The organism is Sulfitobacter sp. UBA4523 (assembly GCF_002388305.1).
Taxonomy (GTDB): domain Bacteria; phylum Pseudomonadota; class Alphaproteobacteria; order Rhodobacterales; family Rhodobacteraceae; genus Sulfitobacter; species Sulfitobacter pontiacus.
In genome coordinates this window covers 45,166-64,138 of the sequence record NZ_DGMH01000030.1, presented here as the reverse complement: position 1 = coordinate 64,138, position 18,973 = coordinate 45,166, and the positions used below count along the sequence as shown (strand labels likewise).

Below are 18,973 nucleotides of genomic sequence, written 5' to 3'. Positions count from 1 at the left end.
GTTTGACGTGCCGATTTCCGGTGTCTCGCCTGCGGCGCGGGCAGCCCGCCACTCGGCCGCGTATTTGTGAGAAAGCGCGGTTTTCTCACGGCCATCCGCAGTGCGCAGCACGTTTTCCGCCATTTGGGCCAGCGCGATCATAGGGCGCGCACCGCGTCCAGTACCTCTTCCACGTGACCGGCGACCTTCACCTTGCGCCAGATGCGGGCGATATTGCCGCTCGCATCGATCAGATAGGTGGCGCGTTCGATCCCCATGGATTTCTTGCCGTACATATTCTTTTCGACCCAGACGCCATAGGCTTCGGTCACGGCCCCATCGATATCAGCCAGCAGCGGGACCGTCAGGGCATGTTTGGCCGCAAAACGGTCGTGTTTTGCCATCGTGTCACGGGATACGCCAAAAACCACGGCACCGGCGTCAGCAAATGCTTCAAGATGTTCGGAAAACCCCACGGCCTCCTTGGTGCAGCCCGGCGTGTCGTCACGGGGGTAGAAATACAAAACCACAGCCTTGCCCCGCAGATCGGAGAGCGAAATTCCGCCACCCCCCGTCACAGGAAGCGTAAAGTCTGGTGCAGGTTGGGAAATCTCTGGCATGGGTCACTTTCTTATGTATTGGAAGCCGTTGTCTGCACTGTCATACTAGTCGGGCTTGGCGAAACTTAAACCCCAAGCCGCCCTAAAAACCGGACGCCCATGCCCAACACCAGCGCAGCCCCCCGCAGCCCCAAGCGGAGACGACTTTGGCAAGCCACCAAATGGTCGCTGCTGGTTATTTCGCTGATTGTTGCCACCATCGCGGGGGCTGCCATCTATATGATCCGCAGCCCCATTGTCGTGCCGGAATGGCTCGAGACGCGCATCGAAGAGCGGTTTGCCAAAGATATGCCGCTTGCGCGGATCGGCTTTGGCGAGATGGTGTTGATCGTGGACGAAGGGTGGCGGCCGCGCGTTCGGCTGCGGGACGTGAATATCACCAACCCCCAAGGGGTTAGCTTTGCCGCCTTCCGCGAAGTGCGGGCCAGTTTTTCCATTCAGGGCCTGCTGGCAGGCGATGTGCAGCCGCGCGATATTGCGATGTCCGGGGTGGTGGCCAATCTGCGGCGCGATAAGGATGGCCGCGTCGCGCTGAGCGCGGCGAGCGGGACTGCCCCGGCAGAGCGGCGGGCGGCCACGATGCCGCAATTGATCGGCCAGCTTGATACGGTGTTCGAGACGAAGGCGCTGTCGCGGCTGAGGTCGATAGAGCTGCGCGCCCTGACTTTGCGCTACACCGATCTTCAGTCCGACAGGATGTGGACTGTGGATGGCGGTCGGTTGTTGCTGGACCGTGAAGGCGATAACCTGCGAATGACGGCCGAGCTCGCCGTTTTGGGCGGGGGGGCGGATGTTGCCACGCTTTCTGCCAACTACAGCAGCAAAATCGGCGATACCGCGTCGCAGTTCGGCGTGAATTTCGATGGCGTGAGCGCGGGTGACATCGCGGTGCAGAACCCGGCATTTGCTTGGTTGAAAGTGCTGCGTGCGTCTATCTCCGGTTCGGTGCGCAGCAGCCTTGACGAGGACGGCACCTTCGAGCCGCTGAACGCGACGCTGCAGATCGGGGCCGGGGTGGTTCAACCCAATGAACGTGCTACGCCGATCCCCTTTGACGGGGCCCGCAGCTATTTCAGCTATGACCCAGATCAGCGTCTGCTGCGTTTTGACGAGCTTTCGGTCGAAAGCAAATGGGTGTCGGGCCGGATCGAGGGGGCCGCAAGTCTGGGTATCGATGACAGCGGTAAACTGGACGAGCTGGTCGCACAGGTTCGTCTGCGCGATCTGGTGGCTGACCCTGCCGATATTTATGACGCCCCTGTGTCGATTGAGGGTGCCGATCTGGATGCCAAAATCACCTTCAACCCGTTTCACATGTCCGTCGGCCGTATGGATATCGTCGACGGGGGGACGACGTTGAACCTGTCGGGGGATTTGCGGGCGGGGCCGCAGGGGTGGCAAGTTGCGCTGGATGCGGGGTTGAACGCGTTGAAACCAGCGCGCCTGCTTGAGCTTTGGCCAGAAAACGTCAAACCAAAGACCCGCAAGTGGGTGGACGAAAATATCTACGCCGGCGCGTTGAGCGACGTTGACCTTGCCTTTCGCTTGAAGCCGGGCGAGACACCGCAAACTTACCTCGACTTTGATTTTCAGGGTGCTGAGGTTCGATTTTTGCGCACCATGCCGAATATCACCGACGGCAGCGGTCATGCGAGCCTTTCGCGCAATCGCTTTGTTGTCAGCGTGGATACCGGGGTGATCACACCGCCCGACGAGACGCCTGTGTCGGTGAACGGGTCTTCGTTCATCATGCCGGATGTCACGGTCAAGGACGGCCCGCCCGGCATCGTTCGGTTGCGCGCCGATGCGGACATCACATCGGTCCTGGCGCTGTTGAACCGGCCCCCGTTGCAGGCGATGGATAAGGCCAACCTGCCGGTTGACGTCGTCGATGCACGGGCCCAGTTGGCGGGCACTTTGTCCTTTCCGATGAAAAAAGGCTCTGACCCGAAGCTGACGATCTTCGACATAAACGGAACGCTGGCGGAATTCCAAAGCGACCGTCTGGTCAAAGATCGCGCGCTGCGTGCAGACCAGCTGACATTGAACGCGTCCAACAGCGGCCTGACGATCAAGGGCGAGGGCGAATTGGACGGCGTTCCCTTTGACGGCGAATGGTCCCAACCCTTCGGCAAGCCGGGTGCTGCGAGCAGTGTCAGGGCGGACATTGCGCTGAACGCCAAAACGCTCGAGACTTTCAAGATCGCGCTGCCCCCTGATACGATAGCAGGTGAAGGGCGGGCGTGGTTCGCGATGGATCTGGTCAAAGGCCAACCCCCTGATTTTTCTGTCACTTCGGATCTGCGGGGTCTGCGCATCACCGTTCCACAGATCGGCTGGACCAAAGCCCGATCCCAGACGGGCACGTTGGAGATATCGGGGCGGCTTGGGCCGGTTCCAGACGTCGATACCTTGAAAATCAGTGCCGCGGGTTTGTCGGCGCATGGAGATGTCACATTGCACCCAAGTGGTGCGTTGGACAGATTGCAATTTGACAGATTGCAGGTCGGGAACTGGCTGGATGTGCCTGTTGATCTGATCGGGCAGGGGGCAGGTCGCCCGGTGCAGGTGGTGGTGAAGGGCGGCCGTCTTGATTTGCGCAGGGCAGAGCTCGGAAAAAGCAAACCCAGCGGGGTCGCGAGCCCGCCGATGTTGCTGTCGCTGGATCGGTTGCAGGTCACTGACAAGATTGCCCTGACAGGAATGCAGGGCGAATTTAACGTCGCGCGTGGCCTGGATGGAAGGTTTACCGCCGCCTTGAACGGGGGCGCGCCGGTTTCTGGTCGCGTCGTACCCAAGGATGGTCGTAGCGCGGTGCAATTGACGGCAACCGATGCTGGTGGCGTTTTGAGGTCTGCCAACATTGCACAACAAGTCCACGGCGGCGCGCTTTCGTTGACCCTGGTACCCGCCGGATCGGGCGGTGCTTTCGACGGTCATGCAGAGATTAAAGACGTTCGTATCAAGGACGCCCCGACGATTGCAGCGCTGGTGAACGCGGTTTCCGTGGTCGGGCTGATCAACGAGTTGAACGGGGACGGGATATATTTTGACACGGTCGAAGCTGATTTTCGCCTGTCTTCCAATCGCGTCAACCTGACCCAAGCCAGTGCGACGGGGGCGTCGCTTGGGATTTCTATGGATGGTGTCTTTGCTACTGACACCGGCCAGATGGCGCTGCAGGGTGTGATCTCTCCTGTATATATGTTGAACGGAATAGCCAGTTTTCTGACCCGCAAGGGCGAGGGGCTTTTGGGATTCAACTACTCTATCGGCGGGACGGTGCAGAACCCGTCTGTCTCGGTGAACCCGCTGTCGGGGTTTGTACCCGGTGCGATGCGGGATATTTTTCGCAGCGCCCCTCGCACGACGCCCGCTCAGGATGGGGGGGCTGCCACCCCCGCGCCACAAAAACCTGTTGCTCAACGCTTTGAGGGGCGCTAACGGGCGCGTATGAAACTCAGTGACTTCGATTTTGAACTGCCCGAGCGTTTGATCGCGACGCGCCCTGCGGTCCCCCGTACGTCGGCCAAGATGCTCGTTGCGCAGGGGGATCATATGACTGACACGACCGTCGCCAATATGAGCGATTGGTTGCGTCCCGGGGATCGGCTGGTGCTGAATGACACAAGGGTCATTCCGGCGCGGTTGTCGGGGCTTCGCCACCGGGACAGCGCACAGGGCCCGGTACAGGCGCGTATCGAAGTAACCTTGCTGGAGCCACGGGGCGATGCGGATTGGACAGCGCTGATCAAGCCGTTGAAAAAGCTCAAGATTGACGAGACTGTCGTCTTCAGCGCCGATCTTTCTGCCCGTTTGGTTGGCGTCGAGGATGGGCAGGGTCGACTGCGGTTCAACTGCAGCGGCGAGGATTTTGACGCCGCGCTGAATGATGCCGGTGCGATGCCATTGCCGCCCTATATTGCGGGCAAGCGTCCGGCAGACGCGCAGGACATGACGGATTATCAAACCGTTTTTGCCAAGAATGCGGGCGCAGTGGCCGCGCCTACGGCGTCGCTCCACTTTGATCAGCCGCTGCTGGATCAGCTCGCCGAGATGGGGGTGCGCTTTAGCCACGTCACCTTGCATGTGGGCGCGGGAACGTTTCTGCCCGTGAAGGTCGATGACATTGCTGACCATAAGATGCACAGCGAGTGGGGGCAGGTGAGCGCGCAGGCAGCTGCCGAAATCTCCGCCACCAAAGCTGCTGGTCGGCGGGTCATACCCGTTGGGACCACTGCCTTGCGGCTGGTCGAGACCGCTGCGCGGTCCGGGAATATCCAACCCTGGGAAGGGGATACCGATATTTTCATTACCCCTGGTTTTGAATTCAATGTCGCAGACGCGTTGATGACGAATTTCCATCTTCCGAAGTCGACCCTCATGATGCTCGTTTCGGCATTGATGGGGCAGAAAACTATACAAAAGATTTACAATCACGCGATTGAATCGAATTATCGGTTTTTCTCCTATGGCGATGCGTCGCTGCTCTTTCCAAAGACGCAAATAAACGCCTGAATGTCGTTCGGGGGGGTGACACCTCTTGGGATCGCCGTCAGGGAGGGGGCTGATCGCGTTAAAGGATTCGTAAGATGTTTCAGGTACTGAGCAGCGCATGGGCGCTTTTGTTGGGCATGTGTTTGCTGATGGTGGGCAACGGCATGCAAGGTACGCTCTTGGGGATTCGCGGCGGGATCGAGGCATTTTCGACCTTCGAAATGTCGATCGTGATGTCGGCATATTTCGTGGGCTTTTTGGGCGGCTCGCGTATGGCACCGGGTATGATCCGGCGCGTCGGTCACGTGCGGGTCTTTGCGGCGCTGGCGTCGATGATCTCGGCTGTCATGATCCTGTATCCGACCTTCCCGAACGTCGCTGTCTGGTCGGTGGGCCGCGTGTTGATCGGCTTTTGTTTTTCTGCGGTTTACGTGACAGCAGAGAGCTGGCTCAACAACGCTGCGACGAACGAAAACCGGGGGCAGGCGCTGTCGTTGTATATGATCGTGCAAACCTTTGGCATCGTTATTGCGCAAGCGCTTTTGCTCACCGCGGACCCTTCAGGCTTTGTCCTGTTCGTTATTCCGTCGGTTTTGGTCAGCGTGGCGGTGACGCCGATTTTGCTGTCGATCAGCCCGACGCCGGCGTTTGACACCACCAAACCGATGAGCTTGCGCGAACTGGCCGGCTTCTCGCCCTTGGGGTGTGTCGGCATGTTCCTGTTGGGCGGGGTCTTTTCGGCGCAGTTCGGCATGGCATCTGTCTACGGTGCCGAAGCCGGGCTGACGGTGGCGCAGATTTCGATCTTCGTTGCGACGTTTTTTGTGGGTTCGGTGGTTCTGCAATATCCAATCGGCTGGGTTTCGGACCGGATGGACCGGCGTCTTCTGATCGTTATCACCTCCATCATCGGGGGGATCGGGTCTGTCATCGGCATGCTGCTGGGGCATAACTTTAGCGTGTTGCTACTGACCGCCTTTGTCGTGGGTGGCATGTCTAACCCATTGTATTCTCTACTTATTGCACACACAAACGACTTCCTTGAGCCCGAGGATATGGCTGCGGCATCCGGTGGCATGATCTTTATTAACGGGTTGGGCGCTATTCTGGGTCCGGTGATCACCGGCTGGATGATGGGCACCGCGCTTGGGCCGGGCGGGTTCTACCTGTTCACGGCTGTTCTGTTCTTTGCTTTGGCGGTCTACGCGTCCTACCGCGCGACGGTACGTCCGGCCATTCCTGCGGATGAAACGGGTAACTACATCCCGATTTACCCCGCTGCGACGACCGTTGCGGTCGAATTGGCACAGGAATACGCGATCGAAAGCGAACAAACCGCGGAAGCGGAGCCGACCTAGACGTTTTGCTAATTCGTTACATCTTGTGTCTAATGAAACTAGAAAAGTTTGATCTTTTCTGTGGACAAAGGAGGCAAGGCTATGAAAACGCCTGAGGACGTACGTCGGTTCTGGCTGGAGGAAACTGGGCCCGCGGGATGGTATGCGGTGGATGATGACCTCGATTCCGCGATCCGGTCACAGTTTCTGGGCACTTGGTCGCTCATCGGGACCCATCGGTTGGACCATTGGCTGACCGATGCGAAAGGCACTTTGGCCTATCTCATTCTAGCGGATCAGTTTCCGCGCAATATGTTTCGCGGGCAGGGGAAGGCGTTTTCGACCGATCTGCGGGCCTTGCGGGCGGCTCAAACCGCTGTGCGCAACGAATGGGATAGGCTCATCGCGCCGCCTGAACGGCAATTTTTTTACCTTCCGTTCATGCATTCAGAAAGTCTGACCGATCAGGATCACTGCGTTCGGCTGGTCGTTGACCGTATGCCCGACGCCGAGGAGACGCTGCGGCATGCGCGCGCACATCGAAAGGTGATCCGGCAATTCGGCAGATTTCCGTATCGCAACAACGCCTTGGGTCGGCGAAGCACCGCCGCTGAAACCGCATATCTTGACGACGGGGGGTATGCCTATACGCTGCGGACACTCGCGTAAGTGCGGGTCAGGCAGTTTGATCCTGGATCGGAATTCTCCGAGTTGCTGACGCTCGCGAGATAGTTTACCACTAAACTAAATTTCAATACGTGCTGCGAGGTTGCATAATGGCTGCGAAATCCTTTGATCTGATCGTGATTGGTGCGGGGCCGGGGGGCTATGTTGCGGCCATCCGGGGGGCGCAATTGGGGCTTTCGGTCGCCATTGTAGAGCGTGAGCATCTAGGCGGCATTTGTCTTAACTGGGGCTGTATCCCGACCAAAGCGCTTTTGCGGTCGTCGGAAGTATTCCACCTGATGCAGCGCGCAAGCGAGTTTGGCCTGAAGGCAGACAATATCGGCTATGATCTGGAGGCAGTTGTCAAACGGTCGCGCAAGGTTGCGGGGCAACTGTCCGGCGGTATCGGGCATTTGATGAAAAAGAACAAAGTCTCGGTCTTCATGGGCGCGGCGACGTTAGCGGGCAAAGGTAAAGTGTCGGTTAAGTCGAAAGACGGGGAAGAGACGCTGACCGCCAAGAATATCGTACTGGCGACCGGTGCGCGGGCCCGCAACCTGCCTGGGCTGGAAGCAGACGGAAAACGCGTGTGGATGTACAAGGATGCCTTGCAGCCGCCCCATATGCCGAAAAAGCTGCTGGTGATCGGGTCTGGCGCGATCGGTATCGAATTCGCAAGCTTTTACAATACCTTGGGTGCAGACACGACTGTTGTCGAGGTGATGGATCGTATCCTTCCCGTCGAGGATGAAGAGATCAGCAAATTCGCGAAAAAGCAGTTCGAAAAACAGGGCATGAAGATCATGCAGAAGGCCGTTGTCAAACAACTGGACCGCGCTGATGACAAGGTGACCGCCCATATCGAAACGGGCGGCAAGGTGACCAAGCATGAGTTTGACACGGTGATCTCCGCCGTGGGTATCGTTGGCAATGTCGAGGATCTTGGGCTGGAAGATCTGGGCGTGAAAATTGATCGGACCCATGTTGTGACCGATGAATATTGCCGGACCGGCGTCGAGGGGCTGTATGCCATCGGTGACATCGCCGGTGCCCCTTGGTTGGCGCATAAAGCCTCGCACGAGGGGGTGATGGTCGCCGAACTGATCGCGGGTCAACACGCGCACCCGGTCAAACCAGAATCCATCGCCGGCTGCACCTATTGTCACCCGCAGGTCGCGTCCGTCGGGTATACGGAAGCCAAGGCGAAAGAGCTTGGCTTTGACGTCAAGGTGGGTCGCTTCCCCTTCATCGGGAATGGCAAGGCGATTGCCCTTGGTGAGCCCGAAGGGATGATCAAAACCGTCTTTGACGCAAAAACAGGCGAATTGCTTGGCGCGCATATGGTGGGTGCCGAGGTGACCGAGCTGATCCAGGGCTATGTCGTGGGGCGTCAGCTTGAGACCACCGAAGAAGACCTGATGAACACCGTCTTCCCGCACCCGACCTTGTCAGAAATGATGCATGAATCCGTGCTGGATGCTTACGGACGCGTTATCCATATGTAGCCTTTGCCCGCGCATAGCGGGGTCCTAATCTTTGCAACGCCCGGTGACATATTCAATGTTGCCGGGCGTTTGCCGTCGTAATGACAGCCCAAAATGCGCCGCGATAATGTCGTTCCCCTTGTGTTCTTATTTTTTCGTTGGAGAATCCGTAGCACGCACCTATGTACTAAGCGTTAACGGGGGTCCGATATGGCTGAGCTAAAGAACATCGAAGTGCGCGGCGCGCGCGAACACAATCTAAAGAACATCGACGTGGACATTCCGCGCGACAAGCTGGTTGTGATCACCGGGCTGTCCGGATCGGGTAAGTCGAGCCTCGCGTTCGATACGATCTATGCCGAAGGGCAGCGACGCTATGTGGAATCGCTCAGCGCCTATGCGCGGCAATTCCTTGATATGATGCAGAAACCCGATGTGGATCACATCAGCGGCCTGTCGCCAGCGATTTCGATTGAACAGAAGACCACGTCGAAAAACCCCCGCTCTACCGTGGGGACGGTCACCGAGATTTATGACTATATGCGCCTGCTTTTTGCGCGCGTCGGCACGCCCTATTCCCCCGCGACCGGCAAGCCGATCGAGGCGCAGCAGGTGCAGGATATGGTTGATCGCGTGATGACCATGCCCGAAGGCACGCGCGCCTACCTGCTGGCCCCGATCATTCGTGACCGGAAGGGCGAGTACCGCAAAGAGTTCCTTGAGCTGCGCAAGCAGGGGTTTCAGCGGGTAAAAGTGAACGGCGAATTTTACGAACTGGACGAGCCGCCCACGCTGGACAAGAAGTTCCGCCATGACATCGACGTGGTTGTCGACCGTATCGTGGTCCGCGAGGGGCTAGAGACGCGCTTGGCGGATTCCCTGCGCACAGCGCTTGATCTGGCCGATGGGATCGCCGTGCTGGAAACCGCCCCGACCGAGGGCGAGCCCGAGCGTCATACCTTCAGCGAGAAATTCGCCTGTCCTGTCAGCGGCTTCACGATCCCCGAGATCGAGCCGCGTCTGTTTTCATTCAACGCTCCTTTCGGTGCCTGTCCGTCCTGCGATGGTCTGGGCAAAGAGTTGTTTTTTGATGAACGCCTTGTGGTGCCCGACCAGAACCTCAAGGTCTATGACGGTGCGCTGGCCCCGTGGCGCAAGGGTAAGTCCCCGTATTTCAAGCAAACGATTGAAGCCATCGCGAAACACTATCAATTTAGTGAAAATACGCGGTGGAAAGACCTGCCTGAGAAGGTGCAGCAAGTGTTCCTGCATGGCTCCGGCAAGGAAGAGATCAAGTTCCGCTATGACGAAGGCGGCCGTGTGTACGAGGTCAGCCGCGTGTTCGAAGGGGTGATCCCCAATATGGAACGCCGCTACCGCGAGACGGATAGCAACTGGATCCGCGAAGAATTCGAACGCTACCAGAACAACCGCCCCTGCGGCACCTGCAACGGCTACCGCCTGCGGCCCGAAGCGCTTGCTGTCAAGATCGGCCCGTCGGATGGCGACAGCGATACGCTGCTGCATGCGGGACAAGTCGTTGAAATGTCGATCCGCGAAGCTTTCGACTGGTGCACCAAAGTGCCCGATTATCTAACCGTTCAGAAGAACGAAATCGCGCGCGCGATCCTCAAGGAAATTCGCGAACGTCTGGGATTCCTCAACAATGTCGGGTTGGAATATCTGACGCTGGCACGCTCCAGCGGGACGCTCAGCGGGGGGGAAAGCCAACGTATTCGGCTTGCGTCGCAGATCGGGTCGGGGCTGACGGGGGTGCTTTACGTGCTTGACGAACCCTCGATCGGGTTGCACCAGCGCGACAATGACCGCTTGCTCCAGACGCTGAAAAACCTGCGGGATCAGGGCAATACGGTCATCGTCGTTGAACACGACGAAGAAGCGATCCGCGAGGCGGATTATGTGTTTGATATCGGGCCGGGGGCCGGTGTGCACGGCGGGCAGGTGGTCAGCCACGGGACATCGCAAGAGGTCGCCAATGATCCGAATTCTCTGACGGGCCAATACCTTACCGGCAAACGCGAGATCGCGGTGCCCGCCAAACGGCGCAAGGGCAACAAAAAGAAAATCCGTGTGGTCAAGGCGACGGGGAACAACCTCCAGAATGTCACGGTCGACTATCCACTGGGCAAATTCGTCTGCGTGACGGGTGTGTCAGGCGGCGGGAAGTCGACCCTGACGATCGAGACCTTGTTCAAGACCGCGTCGATGAACCTGAACGGGGCGCGCCAGACGCCCGCGCCGTGCGAGACCATCAAGGGGCTGGAGCATCTGGACAAGGTGATCGACATTGACCAGCGCGCCATCGGGCGCACGCCGCGGTCGAACCCGGCGACCTATACCGGTGCCTTCACCCCGATCCGCGACTGGTTTGCCGGTCTGCCCGAAGCCAAGGCGCGCGGGTACAAGCCCGGGCGTTTCAGCTTTAACGTCAAGGGCGGCCGCTGCGAGGCCTGTCAGGGCGACGGTGTGATCAAGATCGAGATGCACTTCCTGCCGGATGTCTATGTCGAATGTGAAACCTGCAAAGGCCAGCGCTATAACCGCGAAACGCTTGAGGTGAAGTTCAAGGGCAAATCCATCGCTGACGTGCTGGATATGACTGTCGAGGACGCGCAGAGCTTCTTTCAGGCGGTCCCCAGCATCCGCGAAAAAATGGATGCACTGATGCGTGTGGGCTTGGGCTACATCAAGGTGGGTCAGCAGGCGACGACGCTGTCGGGCGGGGAGGCGCAGCGCGTCAAACTGTCGAAAGAGCTCAGCAAACGCTCTACGGGGCGGACGCTGTATATCTTGGATGAACCGACCACGGGTCTGCATTTTGAAGACGTGCGCAAACTGTTAGAGGTGCTGCACGAGCTGGTGGATCAGGGCAATACTGTGGTCGTCATTGAACACAACCTCGATGTCATCAAGACTGCGGACCATATCATCGACATCGGTCCAGAAGGCGGCGATGGTGGCGGGCAGGTGGTCGCGACCGGCACGCCTGAACAGGTTGCCGAGGTCGAGGGGAGCTATACCGGCCACTACCTCAAGCCGATGCTCGCCCCGCGTAAGGTTGCTGCCGAATAGCATTGCCAACACTGCGGTAGACATAAAAATGCCCCGTCCTATTCAGGCGGGGCATTTTTCATGAAATCTTAGGGTTTCGCGGCGCAGTTTAGTTTAGAAGGCGCGATGCCAGACCGATCAGCGCCAGTACGTCATCGGTTTGCGGGTCCACGGCATAGACATAGCCGTCGTCCTGAACGTAGCGGTTGTAGCGGGTCAGCCCATGCCGGTGGGGCTGTTCGATCACGACGTAGCGCGTCAGCTTGTCGCCTTTGGCGTGGTGGTGCTTGTCATGCCCTTTGGCAAGATGACGCCCGTTGTCGCTGTGCTGCTTCTCGTGTTTCTTGATCGCCTTTTTGTATTCTTTAACAGCTTTCTTGTGCTGCTTTTGATGCTTTTTGTCATCGTGCTTATCATGCTTGGCCAAGGTCACCTGCGGTGCCGCGACATCGTAATGCCCCGACGCGCCATAGGAGGCAGAGGCCGCCTGTACGGCCGGGCTGAAGGCCAGCACGGCGAAGGCGCTTGCGGCGAGGGTAAGGGTTTTCATGCTCGTTCTCCGTTACAGTGTCGATACAGCAACAAACGAACGGCGCGCGGGTTTCCGTCGCAGGGACGAGACGGCGGGAACCCGCTTGCTTTTGCGTATCAGCCGTTACGGCCGCGGGTTTCGAAACGGGGCAGCATGGCAGAGAAATCCTTGCCGTTTCCGTCTTCGTTCTCGACGAATTGCGCATAGAGCGCGCGGGCCAGCTCTCCCATCGGGGTGTCCGCATCTGCCATCTCTGCTGCCTGCTGCGACAGCCCAAGATCCTTGAGCATCAGCTCCGCCGCGAAGCCCGGTGTGTAGCCATTGTCTGCGGGCGAGGTGGGGCCAACACCGGGGGCAGGGCAATAGGCGTTCATCGACCAGCTGTAGCCCGACGAGGTGCTGACCACGTCGAACATCTTCTGCCGGTCCAACCCCAGTTTGTCGGCCAGCGCAAATGCCTCGCAGGTGGCGATCATGGTGACCCCGAGGATCATGTTGTTGCAAATCTTCGCCGCTTGCCCCGCACCGGCATCGCCGCAATGCACCGCCTTTTGCCCCATGATGTCGAAGAGGGGCTTGGCCGTGGCAAAGGCTTGCGTCGACCCGCCGGCCATAAAGGTCAGTGTGCCGCCAGATGCCCCGCCGATACCGCCAGACACGGGGGCGTCAACGGCCATTATGCCAGCGTCTTCAGCGGCTTGCGCGGTGTTCTTCGCGCTTTCCACATCCACGGTGGAACAGTCGATGAACAGCGTGCCTTGCGCCATATGGGGGATCGCCTGTGCCGCCACTTGCCGCAGGATCGACCCGTTGGGCAGCATTGTGATCACCGCGTCCATGCCCGCCACGGCGGCTTCAAGGCTGTCTGCAACGCGCACGCCCTCTGCCGTGGTGCCCGCGACGTCAAAGCCCGCCACGTCGTGGCCCGCTTTGGCGAGGTTGGTCGCCATAGGCGCGCCCATGTTGCCCAGTCCGATAAATCCGATCTTCATGCTCATGTGGTTCTCTCCAGTGTCAGGGCGTCCTCGGCCAGCGGGCGCAGCATCTTGGCCGTCGCGGCAAGGGGGACGTTCATATCGGCATATTGCCAGTTAGGGCTGCGGTCCTTGTCGATGATCGCCGCGCGGATCCCTTCAAGGAAGTCGCCATGCTCCATCGCGCGGAAGGTAAAGCGGTATTCCATATCCAACGCCTTCTCGATGCTCAGCGAGGGGCCGCGCAGACGGTGGATGATCTCGATCGTGCAGGCCATCGCCAACGGGCTGCTGCGCTGCATCTTCTTGAGCGTGTCTGCGGCAAAATCGCTGTCGGATGCGCGCAGGGCGTTGAGGATATCCGCCAGCGTTTCGCCGCCAAACAAGCTGTCGATCTCGGCCGCCTGCGCCTCGAGTGCAGAGGCGGGCGGCGTGGTGCTTGCGGTTTCCAGAATGGCCACATCGCCTGAATTCTCAAGCGCGGCTATCACGTCGGGCCAGTTTAACTCTGCGATGTAAGTGTCTGCAAAACCGGCGTAAATCGCATCTTCACCCTTCATGCGTGACGCGGTTGTGCCCAGATATTCGCCCACCCGTCCGGGGGCCAGCGCCAGCATCAGGCTGCCGCCCACATCGGGCACCAGACCGATGCCACATTCCGGCATCGCGATCTGGCTGCTTTCCCCCACCACGCGGTGCGAGCCGTGACAGCCGATGCCTACGCCGCCGCCCATGGTGAACCCCTGCAAGAAGGAGACGACGGGCTTGGTATAGGCGAAGATCTTGGCGTTCAGCCGGTATTCATCCGCCCAGAACTTGCGCCCGTAGGCGTAGTTGCCCTTGGTGCCCGTGGCGTAAAGTTCGGCGATGTCACCACCCGAGCAAAAGGCACGATCCCCTTCGGCGTCAAGGATGATCAGATCGACCTTCGGGTCATGCTGCCAAGCGTCAAAGGCGTCTTCGATGGCCAGACACATGTCATAGGTCATGGCGTTCAGCGCCTGGGGGCGGGTGAGGGTGATCCGACCCGCGCGCCCTGAAATACGGATGGAAATATCGGTCATCGGTTCTTCAGCATATCCCGCGCCACGATGACGCGCATGATTTCATTGGTGCCTTCAAGGATCTGGTGGACGCGCAGGTCACGCACCAGCTTTTCGATGCCGTAATCCGCCAGATAGCCATAGCCGCCGTGCAGTTGCAGACATTGATCGACGACCTTGCTGCCTGCCTCTGTCACGAACTTCTTCGCCATGGCACAGAACTTGGTGGCATCCGGCGCGCCCGTGTCCAGCTTCCACGCGGCTTGGCGCAGGAAAACGCGGGCGGCTTGCAGTTCGATCTCCATCTCGGCAAGGCGGAATTGCAGACCCTGAAATTGGTCGATGGGTTTGCCGAATGCTTTACGCTCGCCCATATAGGTGAGCGTGGCGTTCAGCGCAGTCTGTGCAGCACCCAAGGAACATGCGGCGATGTTCAAACGGCCGCCATCCAGCCCCATCATTGCATATTTGAAACCTTTTCCCTCTTCACCCACCAGATTTCCGGCAGGAATGTTGCAATCATCAAACTGCACTTGGGACGTGGGTTGGCTGCGCCAGCCCATTTTATCCTCTAGCCCGCCAAAGGAAAGCCCTGCCGTCCCGTCTTCGACAAAGACGGTGGAAACGCCCGCGGCCCCCTCATCCGAGGTGCGCACCATCGCGACATAGGCGTCGGAATAGCCGCCGCCCGAGATGAACGCCTTGGTGCCGTTCAGGGTATAGCCTTCGTTCGTGCGGGTACATTTCGTCTTGAGCGCCGCCGCGTCAGAGCCCGATCCGGGCTCCGTCAGGCAATAGCTGAGCACGGTGTTCATGCTCAGGATGTCGGGCATGATCCGCGACTTGAGGTCGTCACTGGCAAAGCTGTCCAGCATCTTGGCGCACATGTTATGGATCGACAGAAAGGCCGCGACCGACGGGCAAGCCATGCTAAGAGCTTCGAACACCAGCGTCGCATCAAGCCGCGTCAGGCCAGATCCGCCCGCATCCTCGGACACGTAAAGCCCGCCAAAGCCCAGCTCTGCAATCTTGGGCCAAAGGTCTTTGGGGATTGTTTCGTCTTTCTCCCACTTCTGGGCGAAAGGGGCGATATGTTCCTGGCCAAAGCCATAGGCCATGTCGAAAATCGCGGTTTGCTCTTCTGAAAGTGCGAAATCCATAAACGGTGATCCCTCCCAAGACCGATCGAATTGAACGTGTGTTTAATTGTAAGCATGCACGTGGGCGTCGCGCAAGCACCCTCCGGCGGGGGAGCCGCCGAAGGGCGAGGATGGGGCTTATTCCATCGGCTTGAAGTTGAACTCGCCGCCTTCTTTGATGCCCGAGGGCCAGCGCGAGGTCACGGTTTTGGTGCGTGTGTAGAATTTGAACGCGTCCGGCCCGTGCTGGTTCAGGTCGCCAAAGACCGATTTCTTCCAGCCGCCAAAGGTGTGATAGGCGAGCGGCACGGGGATCGGCACGTTGATCGCCGATCATGCCGACGTTGATCGCGCGCTGGCAAAGTCACGCGCGGCATCGCCGTCACGGGTAAAGATCGCGGTGCCGTTGCCGTATTCGTGGTCCATCGCCAGCTTCAGGGCCTCTTCGTAAGAGCCTGCGCGCACGGTCGAGAGCACCGGGCCAAAGATTTCCTGCGTGTAGATGTCCATATCGGGTGTCACGTGGTCAAAGAGATGCGGACCGACAAAGAAGCCATCCTCATAGCCCTGCAATTTGAAATCGCGCCCGTCGACCACGAGTTTGGCACCCTGTGCGATGCCTGTCTCGACAAGGCCGAGAATGCGGGCTTTGGCCTCGGCGGTCACGACCGGGCCGTAATCCACGTCATTGCCAGCGGTGTAGGGCCCCACCTTCAGCTTTTCGATGCGCGGCACCAGCTTTTCGATCAGGCGGTCGGCGGTTTCATCGCCCACCGGAACCGCGACGGAAATCGCCATGCAGCGTTCGCCCGCCGCGCCATAGCCCGCGCCGATCAGCGCGTCTGCGGCCTGGTCCAGATCGGCGTCCGGCATGATGATCATGTGGTTCTTGGCACCGCCAAAGCATTGGACGCGTTTGCCATTCGCGCAGCCCGTGCCGTAGATATATTCGGCGATGGGGGTTGAGCCGACAAAGCCGACCGATTGAATGACAGGGTGATGCAGGATCGCGTCGACCGCTTCCTTGTCGCCATTGACGACCTGAATGATACCTTTGGGCAGACCCGCTTCTTCCAGCAGTTCGGCCAGCATCAGGGGCACGGATGGATCTCGCTCGGACGGTTTGAGGATGAAGGCGTTGCCGCAGACGATGGCGGGGGCGAACATCCACATGGGGATCATGGCGGGGAAGTTGAACGGCGTGATACCTGCGGACACGCCAAGGGGCTGACGCATGGAATACATGTCGATGCCGGGGCCCGCGCTGTCGGTGAAATCGCCTTTCAGCAGCTCGGGCGCGCCGATGCAGTATTCCACCACTTCCAGACCGCGCTGCACGTCACCGGCGGCGTCGGGCAGGGTCTTGCCGTGTTCGCGGCTCAGCGCCTCGGCGAGCTTGTCCATATCGCGGTTCAGCAGGTCCACGAACTTCATCATGACCCGCGCCCGACGCTGGGGGTTCACCGCGGCCCATGCGGGTTGCGCGGCCATGGCGTATTTTACGGCCTGATCCAGCTCTGCCTCGCCAGCCAGCGGGACTTTCGCCTGCACTTCGCCGGTTGCGGGGTTGTACACGTCGGCAAAGCGGCCTGACGTGCCTTTGACGTGGGCGCCGTTCAGGTAATGGGTCAACTCTTGCATGGAATGCTCCTTCTGTGCGTTTGGCGGCAGGTTAGGCTTGCAAAAAACAAAGCAAAAGAGGCATGGCGTCAAAATCGTTTTGCATTATTGCAAAGCCTAGCGCGGGCTGAAAGGGTAGGATGGGGCGCTGCCCCCGTCCTTCGGACGTCCCCGGAGTTTACGGGCAAAATGAAGTCTGTGCAGAAAACGAAACGTGAAAGGAGCCGTGGCCGATGATGGGGAACTGGGACGACCTGCGGCTGTTTCTGGCCGTCGCGCGCGAGCAGAGCCTATCGGGCGCGGGGAAGCTGTTGCGGTTGGATCCCGCGACTTTGGGGCGACGCATGGCGCGGCTGGAAAAGACCATGCAGGCGGTATTATTCGTGAAATCGCCCTCGGGCTACGCGCTGACCGAGGCGGGCGTGCAGTTGCTGTCGCGGGCCGAAGCCGCGGAGCAGGCGATGCGGCAGGCCACGGCGGATGTGGTCGTGCCGTCGGACCAACTGGCAGGGCAGATCAGGATCGGGGCACCGGACGGCTGCGCCAATTATCTGCTGCCACAGGTCTGCGCCCGTTTGGTGGCGGATAATCCGGGGCTCGATATTCAGATTGTCGCCCTGCCGCGGGTGTTCAACCTGTCGCGGCGCGAGGCGGATATGGCGATCGGGGTCAGCGCGCCCACGGCGGGGCGGCTGGTTGTGCAGAAAATCGCCGACTACCAGCTGCATCTTGCCGCCGCCGACAGCTATCTTGCCGCGCGCCCCGCGATCCGGACCGTTGCAGACCTGCAGGGGCACCGGTTGGTGGGGTATATCCCCGACATGATCTTTGATCGCGAGCTTGATTATCTGGCAGAGCTTGGCATGACGCGGGTGCCTCTGGCCTCTAATTCCGTGTCCGTTCAGGTGAATATGATCCGGCAAGGGGGCGGCGTCGGGATTGTGCATGATTTCTCGCTTCCTGCGACGCCGGGGGTGACGCGCATCCTGATCGATGACGTGCATCTGAGCCGCGCCTTTTATTTGATTCGCCATGAAGACGACCGCCGCAATCTGCGTCTGAGCCGCTTTGCGGAAGCTCTGGCGCAGGGCGTCCGCGCCGAAGTGGCGAAACTGGAGGCAATTGCTTGACACGCAACAGTATTAAAGGGAACCTGACCTATAGGTAATATTCTTGCGAAGGGGCCGACCATGCTAGTTTCCCAAATCCTGAAAACCAAAGCGGATGACAGTGTTACGACGGTAAAACCGGGCACGCGTATCTCGCAGGCGGCGGCGATGTTGTCGGAAAAGCGGATCGGGACCCTGGTCGTGTCAGCGGACGGCAAAACGCCCGATGGTATCCTGTCGGAGCGTGACATCGTGCGCACCCTTGGCCGCGAGGGCGGCGGCTGTCTGGACGACACCGTAGAGGCGCTGATGACGCGCGATCTGATCACCTGCGCCAAGGATGAAACCGCGGATGATATCCTTGCCAAGATGACGCAAGGCCGCTTTCGCCACATGCCTGTTTTGGAGGATGGGGTTCTGATCGGCCTGATCTCTTTGGGGGATGTGGTCAAGGCCCGCCTGATGGAGCTTTCGATGGAGAAAGACGCCCTGGAGGGGATGATCAGGGGCCACTAGCCCACCGAAATTGGCGTTGCATCTTCGCGGTGTAAATGCTTGCTTGCACTTCGAATAACGACTTGAAATGACTGGACTCTCCCATGCGCGTAGGCCTTTACCCCGGCACCTTCGACCCTATTACTTTGGGTCACATCGACATCATCCGGCGGGCGGCGACGCTTGTTGATAAACTGGTGATCGGTGTCGCGATCAACCGCGATAAGGGGCCATTGTTCGAGCTGGAAGAGCGTGTCGCCCAGATCGAAGAGGAATGCCGCAAGCTGAACCAGGAGACCGGGACAGAGATCGTGGTGCATCCCTTCGAGAACCTGTTGATCGATTGCGCCCATGATGTGGGGGCACAGATGATCATCCGCGGGCTGCGGGCCGTGGCGGATTTCGA

The 18,973-nt window shown here is 59.4% G+C and carries 14 protein-coding genes and 2 pseudogenes; 9 read left to right on the top strand and 7 right to left on the bottom strand.

Going from position 1 to position 18,973, the window contains the following annotated elements; translation table 11 throughout:
• Together B3849_RS07845 and B3849_RS07840 are read right to left on the bottom strand one after the other, a co-directional pair.
• Positions 1-141, bottom strand: a pseudogene (locus tag B3849_RS07845) (DUF455 domain-containing protein); the annotation flags it as partial.
• Entirely contained in the window at positions 138-599 is a 462-nt protein-coding gene (locus tag B3849_RS07840) for a peroxiredoxin (RefSeq protein WP_278425997.1), read from the bottom strand. The pseudogene B3849_RS07845 and the gene B3849_RS07840, both read right to left, overlap by 4 nt.
• Positions 600-698: 99 nt before the next feature.
• Here B3849_RS07840 and B3849_RS07835 point away from each other — a divergent pair, with 99 nt between their 5' ends.
• The 6 genes from B3849_RS07835 (at position 699) to uvrA (ending at position 11,676) form a co-directional block, all read left to right on the top strand.
• Positions 699-4,043, top strand: a complete 3,345-nt coding sequence (locus B3849_RS07835; protein WP_286779994.1) for a DUF3971 domain-containing protein — start codon at positions 699-701, stop codon at positions 4,041-4,043.
• Positions 4,044-4,052: 9 nt separating this feature from the next.
• Positions 4,053-5,117 (top strand): tRNA preQ1(34) S-adenosylmethionine ribosyltransferase-isomerase QueA, encoded by a 1,065-nt coding sequence (gene queA, locus B3849_RS07830; RefSeq protein ID WP_278425994.1) that lies wholly within the window; start codon positions 4,053-4,055, stop codon positions 5,115-5,117.
• 74 nt (positions 5,118-5,191) lie between these two features.
• Complete coding sequence (locus B3849_RS07825; RefSeq protein WP_005852959.1) at positions 5,192-6,454, top strand: MFS transporter; 1,263 nt, start codon at positions 5,192-5,194, stop codon at positions 6,452-6,454.
• Between the two features lie 81 nt (positions 6,455-6,535).
• On the top strand, positions 6,536-7,102 hold the full coding sequence (locus B3849_RS07820; protein WP_278425993.1) for a DUF924 family protein: 567 nt from the start codon (positions 6,536-6,538) through the stop codon (positions 7,100-7,102).
• Between the two features lie 107 nt (positions 7,103-7,209).
• Positions 7,210-8,604, top strand: coding sequence for a dihydrolipoyl dehydrogenase (gene lpdA / locus B3849_RS07815; protein WP_009826768.1), 1,395 nt, complete (start codon positions 7,210-7,212; stop codon positions 8,602-8,604).
• A 189-nt stretch (positions 8,605-8,793) separates the two neighbouring features.
• Positions 8,794-11,676, top strand: a complete 2,883-nt coding sequence (uvrA, locus tag B3849_RS07810; protein ID WP_074635080.1) for an excinuclease ABC subunit UvrA — start codon at positions 8,794-8,796, stop codon at positions 11,674-11,676.
• Positions 11,677-11,764: 88 nt separating this feature from the next.
• Here the strand turns inward: uvrA and B3849_RS07805 are convergent, their stop codons facing one another.
• From B3849_RS07805 to B3849_RS07785, 5 genes and pseudogenes are all read right to left on the bottom strand, one after another.
• Complete coding sequence (locus tag B3849_RS07805) at positions 11,765-12,205, bottom strand: hypothetical protein (RefSeq protein ID WP_286779993.1); 441 nt, start codon at positions 12,203-12,205, stop codon at positions 11,765-11,767.
• Positions 12,206-12,303: 98 nt separating this feature from the next.
• A complete protein-coding gene (mmsB, locus tag B3849_RS07800; protein ID WP_278424895.1) occupies positions 12,304-13,179 on the bottom strand; it encodes a 3-hydroxyisobutyrate dehydrogenase in 876 nt (291 codons plus the stop codon).
• Between the two features lie 2 nt (positions 13,180-13,181).
• Positions 13,182-14,225 carry an enoyl-CoA hydratase/isomerase family protein gene (locus B3849_RS07795; RefSeq protein WP_278424894.1) on the bottom strand — a complete coding sequence of 348 codons (1,044 nt, stop codon included), beginning with the start codon at positions 14,223-14,225 and terminating at the stop codon, positions 13,182-13,184.
• Complete coding sequence (locus tag B3849_RS07790; RefSeq protein WP_260002026.1) at positions 14,222-15,364, bottom strand: acyl-CoA dehydrogenase family protein; 1,143 nt, start codon at positions 15,362-15,364, stop codon at positions 14,222-14,224. The genes B3849_RS07795 and B3849_RS07790 overlap by 4 nt, the downstream gene beginning before the upstream one ends.
• Before the next feature lie 117 nt (positions 15,365-15,481).
• A pseudogene (locus tag B3849_RS07785) lies at positions 15,482-16,984 on the bottom strand (CoA-acylating methylmalonate-semialdehyde dehydrogenase).
• A gap of 212 nt (positions 16,985-17,196) precedes the next feature.
• On the opposite strand from B3849_RS07785, the gene B3849_RS07780 reads away from it, so the two are divergent.
• The 3 genes from B3849_RS07780 to coaD form a co-directional block, all read left to right on the top strand.
• Positions 17,197-18,093 (top strand): LysR family transcriptional regulator, encoded by an 897-nt coding sequence (locus tag B3849_RS07780; RefSeq protein ID WP_286779992.1) that lies wholly within the window; start codon positions 17,197-17,199, stop codon positions 18,091-18,093.
• Between the two features lie 60 nt (positions 18,094-18,153).
• Positions 18,154-18,588 (top strand): CBS domain-containing protein, encoded by a 435-nt coding sequence (locus B3849_RS07775; RefSeq protein ID WP_005852978.1) that lies wholly within the window; start codon positions 18,154-18,156, stop codon positions 18,586-18,588.
• A gap of 83 nt (positions 18,589-18,671) precedes the next feature.
• A partial coding sequence (coaD, locus tag B3849_RS07770) for a pantetheine-phosphate adenylyltransferase (protein WP_286779991.1) occupies positions 18,672-18,973 on the top strand: 302 nt, incomplete at its 3' end.

Bases quoted from the DNA above. Each gene is read 5' to 3' on its own strand.
- B3849_RS07840 (WP_278425997.1), bottom strand. From the start codon at position 599: ATGCCAGAGATTTCCCAACCTGCACCAGACTTTACGCTTCCTGTGACG.
- B3849_RS07835 (WP_286779994.1), top strand. From the start codon at position 699: ATGCCCAACACCAGCGCAGCCCCCCGCAGCCCCAAGCGGAGACGACTT.
- queA (WP_278425994.1), top strand. From the start codon at position 4,053: ATGAAACTCAGTGACTTCGATTTTGAACTGCCCGAGCGTTTGATCGCG.
- B3849_RS07825 (WP_005852959.1), top strand. From the start codon at position 5,192: ATGTTTCAGGTACTGAGCAGCGCATGGGCGCTTTTGTTGGGCATGTGT.
- B3849_RS07820 (WP_278425993.1), top strand. From the start codon at position 6,536: ATGAAAACGCCTGAGGACGTACGTCGGTTCTGGCTGGAGGAAACTGGG.
- lpdA (WP_009826768.1), top strand. From the start codon at position 7,210: ATGGCTGCGAAATCCTTTGATCTGATCGTGATTGGTGCGGGGCCGGGG.
- uvrA (WP_074635080.1), top strand. From the start codon at position 8,794: ATGGCTGAGCTAAAGAACATCGAAGTGCGCGGCGCGCGCGAACACAAT.
- B3849_RS07805 (WP_286779993.1), bottom strand. From the start codon at position 12,205: ATGAAAACCCTTACCCTCGCCGCAAGCGCCTTCGCCGTGCTGGCCTTC.
- mmsB (WP_278424895.1), bottom strand. From the start codon at position 13,179: ATGAAGATCGGATTTATCGGACTGGGCAACATGGGCGCGCCTATGGCG.
- B3849_RS07795 (WP_278424894.1), bottom strand. From the start codon at position 14,225: ATGACCGATATTTCCATCCGTATTTCAGGGCGCGCGGGTCGGATCACC.
- B3849_RS07790 (WP_260002026.1), bottom strand. From the start codon at position 15,364: ATGGATTTCGCACTTTCAGAAGAGCAAACCGCGATTTTCGACATGGCC.
- B3849_RS07780 (WP_286779992.1), top strand. From the start codon at position 17,197: ATGATGGGGAACTGGGACGACCTGCGGCTGTTTCTGGCCGTCGCGCGC.
- B3849_RS07775 (WP_005852978.1), top strand. From the start codon at position 18,154: ATGCTAGTTTCCCAAATCCTGAAAACCAAAGCGGATGACAGTGTTACG.